Genomic DNA, 5,370 nt, shown 5'->3' on the forward strand with positions numbered 1-5,370 from the left:
TTTCGTCCGGCGGCAGCCTGAATCATGCTCAATTCTCTCTGTTGTCCGCCTATTGGAAGGGTCAGGTTCCTATAGGAGACTCTCGCAGCTTGGATGGAATGCCTGCAACGATTTGCTGAAACACAGGCGCAAGGATTCTTACCAGTGCCTCAGGCTCGGCTTGCCCTAAATCCGAGAGACCAATCATTTGCCGCATAATTTGGAAGCCGGCGATGAGGGAGAGCACCAGAGCGGCGCGCTGGGGCGCCAGATCTCCGCTCAAAACGTCGGTCATCACCTTCTGATGGTACTTCTCGATCTGCTTGCGCCCGATTTTGGCGGCGCGTTTGCTGGACGCGGAGTGGAGCGTGATCAGGAAGCCGTCGAGAGGGGTGGCACCTGGCTTCGTTTGGCTTATAAGCGCGGCGGCGAGGTCTTCGCCGGGGGTGGGTGAGTTGATGATCTCCTGAGTGAGGATGCTTGGCGTCGCCATGGTCTCGGCGAGAACCTCGGCGAACAGTCGCTCCTTCGATCCGAAGTATCGATTCACCAGCATCGCGGTCACTCCTGCACCGGCCGCAATCTCCCGCACGCCGACTCCGTCATAGCCCGCACGCGCAAAGGCCCGCCGCGCCGAGGTGAGGATCGCCTCGCGAGTGGCGGCGGCGTTGCGTTTTCGTTTTATTGGTCGCGCACGAGCGGGAAGCTTCCTCACGGTCTTCTTTCTCACGTTCCACCAGTCCCGGTACTGGTCGCTCCTGCTGTCGAGGGCCGGGTTGGCGGCAGCGAGAGGCGTTGAGGTTAGCGCAGGCGCGGTACGAAGGCGGCGCGGCGACCAAGATCGACGTTTACCAGGCGCGTCGCGCGCGATCGCGAGGTGCTCGGTTCAGCCAAAGGATTCATCGATACCTGGATCGCACACACCCGCAATCGCACCCTGAGCTTTGGCGGTAAGGCGGCCGACGATGCGCTAACGCAGCAGCGGCTCGCCGAAGCGTTGTGGTACCTCGATGCGACCGTCACGCGGGTGCGCGCGGACATTTTGGAACTGTCGCAAATGGCCGAAGCGCCAGCGCTTGTGTCTCCGCAGCTCCGCGCGCAAGTACGCTGGAATATGAATCGCGGCTGCGAGCTGGTCGCCCAGGCAATCGGCGACCTGTTTCGCGCTGCGAGCGGGCGGGCGCTGTTTTTGGAACATCCTCTGCAGCAGAGATTTCAGGATCTGCAAGCGGCAATGGCGCATGCCTATATGGCGCCCGACCAACTGGCGCGCGCAGTCGGGGGATATCTCTTAGACACATCGAAGCCGGAGTTCGTCCTCTAACGAGATCCTGGCTCGCGCCGGCGAGCGATCGAACAGTTGCCTACGTATCATCAGAGCTGCTCCTCGAAGAGGATCCTCATCTAACTTTACGGTAAGGTCAGGGACATGCGTACGCGGTGCCCTGAAGAGGATTTAGAACGTCTGGTGTTTATTCAGGAGGTCGCGCGTTCGATCCGCGTCAGCTCCACCAGTAAAATTTTAATTAGTTCAAGGACTTTTCGCTTCGTGTAGAAAGGCGATCTGCCGGCTCGGGCGACGACTGTAGTTTGAAGACCGGTGGGGCCACCGGGCCCCTTTCTCCTCCCGTGCACTATCTTCTAGGGAGTTGGGCCGATCGCCACAATCGGCTGACCGGTTCAGATGTACGGAAGTACCGGAGTGTCGGCTTCGAGCAGCATCGCTCCCGCCATCGCGAGCGTTTTGTGTTGCATCACGATATGCTGGCAAACCGTCTCCGCATCACGCAGCGCCCGATCGAGCGGGCTCCGCTCCGAGTAAATGGAAGCCGATCCCAGCGCGTCGTAGAGCATTCTTACAATCTCACGCGCGGCCTGCGCCGCATTCACCCGTGACAGCCACGAGTCCGTGCGTTCGCGAATGGTGGGCTGCTCGTTGCTCTCGAGGCGCGCCCATTCACGTTCCATCGCCACGAAGACATAGGAACGAGCGGCGCCCAGCAGCATCTCCGCGGCGCCGATCACGCTTTGAATGCGTCCGCTGTTTCTCAAGGGGCGGCCGGAGGGGATCTCCACCCGATTTTTTACCGTCTCGACCGCATAATCGATCGCGGCGCGCGCCATCCCGAGCGGCACCCCGGAAACCTTGGGCAGGAAATTCGTGGAGCGGCGCCAGAGCACGCCCGAACGTCGCGCGGGCGGACGGATGTTGCAGAGGAACCGTTCGGGCACGAACAAGTCCTTTACGCTGTAGTCGCAGCTGCCGGTCCCGCGCATCCCGGTGGTGCGCCAGTTGTCCGCGACCTCCACGTTTGCAGCTGGGGTCAGGAACCCGCACGTCACGGGCGTACCCTGGCCTTTCGCGACCGGCACGCCGTTTTCATAGAGCGTGCAGGCGAGCTCGACCACATCGGCATGCGTCACGCCGGAACCGAACGACCATCGTCCCGTGACTCGATATCCGCCCGCAACGCGCTCGGCGCGCCCGGAGGGCGTTGCGCTGCCGGCGGTTATCATGTCGAGGCAAGGATAAATCTCTCGCGCGGCCCCGTCTTCCAGGAACCCCGCAAAAAATCCGGAATCGCATCCGATCATCACGCACCACGCGGCGGAAGAATTGGCTTTGGCGAGTTCCTCGATCACTTCGACCTGCTCAGCCGGACGCATTTCCGGTCCGCCCCATTCTTGCGGCATCATCAGGCGAAACATCCCCGCTTGCCGCAAACGCGCAGCCACCTCGCCAGGCAAGCGGCGCGCTTCTTCGATAGCGTCGGATTTCTCGCGCAAAAAGCCGCTCAAGGCGCTCGCGTTCGCACGGATATCCGCGGCGGTCATCGCCGGTTCGACCGCTTCGCCGCTTTTTTCAATTGCTGGTGACGACATCGCGAAGTCTCGAGCGTTGCGCGTATCAGTGAAGCCGGACCGGCATTTCCTTGATGCCCGCGACGAAGTTCGAGCGCATTCTCCGGATTGGACCGCTCGGCTCGGCTTTGGGATAACGGCGCAGAAACTCGGTGAAAAAGATCCGCAATTGCAGCTCGGCCAGGCGAGCGCCGAGGCAGAAATGCTGGCCGACGCCGAAACCCAGCTGCGTGGTCTCCGCGCGAGTCAGGTCGAATCCGAAAGGATTAGTGAAGATCTGCTCGTCGCGATTCGCTGAGGCATACCACATGATTACCTTGTCGCCGCGGCGGATGGTCTTGCCGCGTACCACGCTGTCGGCGATAGCCGTGCGCCGCATATGCATGATTGGGCTTACGTAGCGGATGATCTCGGCGGCCGCGGTGCCATAGAGAGTAGGATTATCGGCCAGCCGCTGGCGTTGTTCGGGAAACCCGGCGAGCGTGATAAGTCCGCCCGAAATCGAGTTGCGCGTTGTCTCGTTGCCTGCGGCCACCAGCAGGATGAATGTTCCAAGATACCGCTCCTTGCTCATTACTTCGCCGTCGGCGTCTGGATGGATGAGCATGCTGATCAGATCGAGGCCGGGATTAGCCACACGCTCCTCCCATAGGCGCCCGGAATACTCGATCATCGCGCGGACGTCAGCTGCCGTCTCCTCGGGGCTTTTGCGGAGTTCCGGATCATCTTCGGCGATCATCGAGTTCGACCAGTCGAACAGTTTCAGACGCTCCGCCTGCGGGATGCCGAGCAACTCCGCGAGCACCTGGATCGGCAACTCGGCCGCCACTTCCGTAACAAACTCGCACTCCTTCCGTGCTCCGAGGCGGTCGAGGATGCTGCACACCCGATCCTGGATTTGTCCCTCCAGCGCCTTGAGCCGGGAGGGGCCGAAGCCCGGAGAGATCATCCGCCGATAACGGTTATGCTCAGGCGGATCCATGCTTATGAATGGGGCGTCGGTTTCCTCTGCTCCCATGCCGGCGGTGCCAACTAGGTTTTCGTCATAAATCCGATGCCCACCGTGCTCGCGGGCCGAGGAAAACACCTCTGGGTTCTTCGAGATCGCCACGATGTCGTCATACTTGGTGATGGACCAGAAGCCGCAGCCGTTTGTAACCGGGTTCCAATGCACAGGGTCCTCGCGCCGAAGCCAGGTAAAGACTTCGTGCGGCACCCCGCTGACGTAGAGGTCGGGATTCCCTAAATCGACGTCACTTGGATTCATTGCAGGCACTCCTATTCTTCTTATGACAGATGTCAACCCAGGACTCATAAAACTGGCGGATGTTCTGCAGAATCTCTGGTTGCGGGGGAAGGATCTGAACCTTCGATCTCCGGGTTGTGAGCCAGAGTGTCATCGGAGAATTGTGCCCATATATGGACCGCTCCCCGTGGCGCAAGGCTGTAGATGGAAAAATCGAGTGGGCGATGATCCGGTTGCAGCCATATATTCGGCCTCTTTGGAGTGGGGCGTGTGTTACTAAATTTTGCCCCGGGCCCTGATGGAAATCCGCACACTTTCGCCTTATCAATTTTGCGGCCTCGAAGGCCCTGGGCACAGTAAGGTTTGAGAAAATGCCGGTCCGACCGGTTTCGCCATCACGGTTTCACTCACAGCCTCGCAACCCTGGTTGGCAAGTTTTCCTATTCCTGATTTTCTCCGCGCCGTTAGGCGCGGTGCGGCATCGGCGTTGGGTGGGGGGTGGCGCAATACTTCTCCCCTCTGGTCAAATAGCGCCCACATCACTCGAGCGTTCTTGTTGGCCAATGCCACCGTCGCGATGTTGGCCCCGCGCCGCAGTTTGAGACGACCGGCCCACACGCTGCGCGGGTCTCGCCGGCGTTCGAGGTTACGCATCGCGGCTCGTGCACCGTGGACCATAAGGGTCCGCAGATAACAGTCGCCCCGCTTGCTGATGCCGAGCATCACGGTGCGGCCACCGCTGGCGCGGTGGCGTGGCACCAAGCCCAGGTACGCGGCCAGCTCCCGCCCGCTTTTAAAATCACGGGCATTGCCAACCGCCGCGACCACGGCCGTGGCGGTCAACGGACCTACGCCCGGCAGGGCAGCTAGGCGCTGACAGCGCTCATCCTGCTGGAGCAGCTGCACGATGCGCTGGTTGTACCGACGCACTCGCTGCTGAGTGCTGTGCAACCGCTCGCTCAAGTCGAGCACCAACTCCCGCATCAGGCCACTTAGACCGTTGTCCTACTCGGCGACAATCTTTGCCAGCGCGCGTCGCAGCGCGGCGCTTCCTTGCGGAATTACCAAGCCGTACTCGGCGAGCAGACCGCGCACCTGGTTGCTCAGCGCGGTCTGTTCCTTGACCAGCTGTTGACGGACACGATGCAGTGCCTGCACGTCCTGCTGCGCCGGACTTTTCACCGCGACGAAACGCATGGTCGGCCGCCGGACCGCCTCGCAGATAGCCTCGGCGTCGCGGGTGTCGCTCTTGTTGGTTTTTACGTACGGACGCACATACTGGG

Annotated in this window: 5 protein-coding genes and 1 pseudogene; 1 reads left to right on the forward strand and 5 read right to left on the reverse strand. The window is 61.2% G+C overall.

The genetic code is table 11. The features are described 5' to 3' along the window. Positions 1-61 precede the first annotated feature (61 nt). Positions 62-694, reverse strand: a complete 633-nt coding sequence (locus VGI36_01950) for a TetR/AcrR family transcriptional regulator (protein ID HEY2483878.1) — start codon at positions 692-694, stop codon at positions 62-64. A gap of 162 nt (positions 695-856) precedes the next feature. On the opposite strand from VGI36_01950, the gene VGI36_01955 reads away from it, so the two are divergent. Continuing rightward, positions 857-1,303 (forward strand): hypothetical protein, encoded by a 447-nt coding sequence (locus tag VGI36_01955; GenBank protein ID HEY2483879.1) that lies wholly within the window; start codon positions 857-859, stop codon positions 1,301-1,303. A 356-nt stretch (positions 1,304-1,659) separates the two neighbouring features. Here the strand turns inward: VGI36_01955 and VGI36_01960 are convergent, their stop codons facing one another. The 4 genes and pseudogenes from VGI36_01960 to VGI36_01975 form a co-directional block, all read right to left on the reverse strand. Beyond that, positions 1,660-2,862 (reverse strand): acyl-CoA dehydrogenase family protein, encoded by a 1,203-nt coding sequence (locus VGI36_01960; protein HEY2483880.1) that lies wholly within the window; start codon positions 2,860-2,862, stop codon positions 1,660-1,662. 25 nt (positions 2,863-2,887) lie between these two features. Continuing rightward, positions 2,888-4,108, reverse strand: coding sequence for a cytochrome P450 (locus tag VGI36_01965; protein ID HEY2483881.1), 1,221 nt, complete (start codon positions 4,106-4,108; stop codon positions 2,888-2,890). 303 nt (positions 4,109-4,411) lie between these two features. Next, positions 4,412-5,077: pseudogene (locus VGI36_01970) on the reverse strand (IS110 family transposase). A 15-nt stretch (positions 5,078-5,092) separates the two neighbouring features. Continuing rightward, the coding region (locus VGI36_01975; GenBank protein HEY2483882.1) for a transposase at positions 5,093-5,370 on the reverse strand (278 nt) is incomplete at its 5' end.

The sequence above is a fragment of the Candidatus Binataceae bacterium genome (assembly GCA_036495685.1).
Lineage (GTDB): Bacteria > Desulfobacterota > Binatia > Binatales > Binataceae > JAFAHS01.

Coding starts and splice junctions, on each gene's coding strand:
- VGI36_01965 (HEY2483881.1), bottom strand. CDS start 4,108: ATGAATCCAAGTGACGTCGATTTAGGGAATCCCGACCTCTACGTCAGC.
- VGI36_01960 (HEY2483880.1), bottom strand. CDS start 2,862: ATGTCGTCACCAGCAATTGAAAAAAGCGGCGAAGCGGTCGAACCGGCG.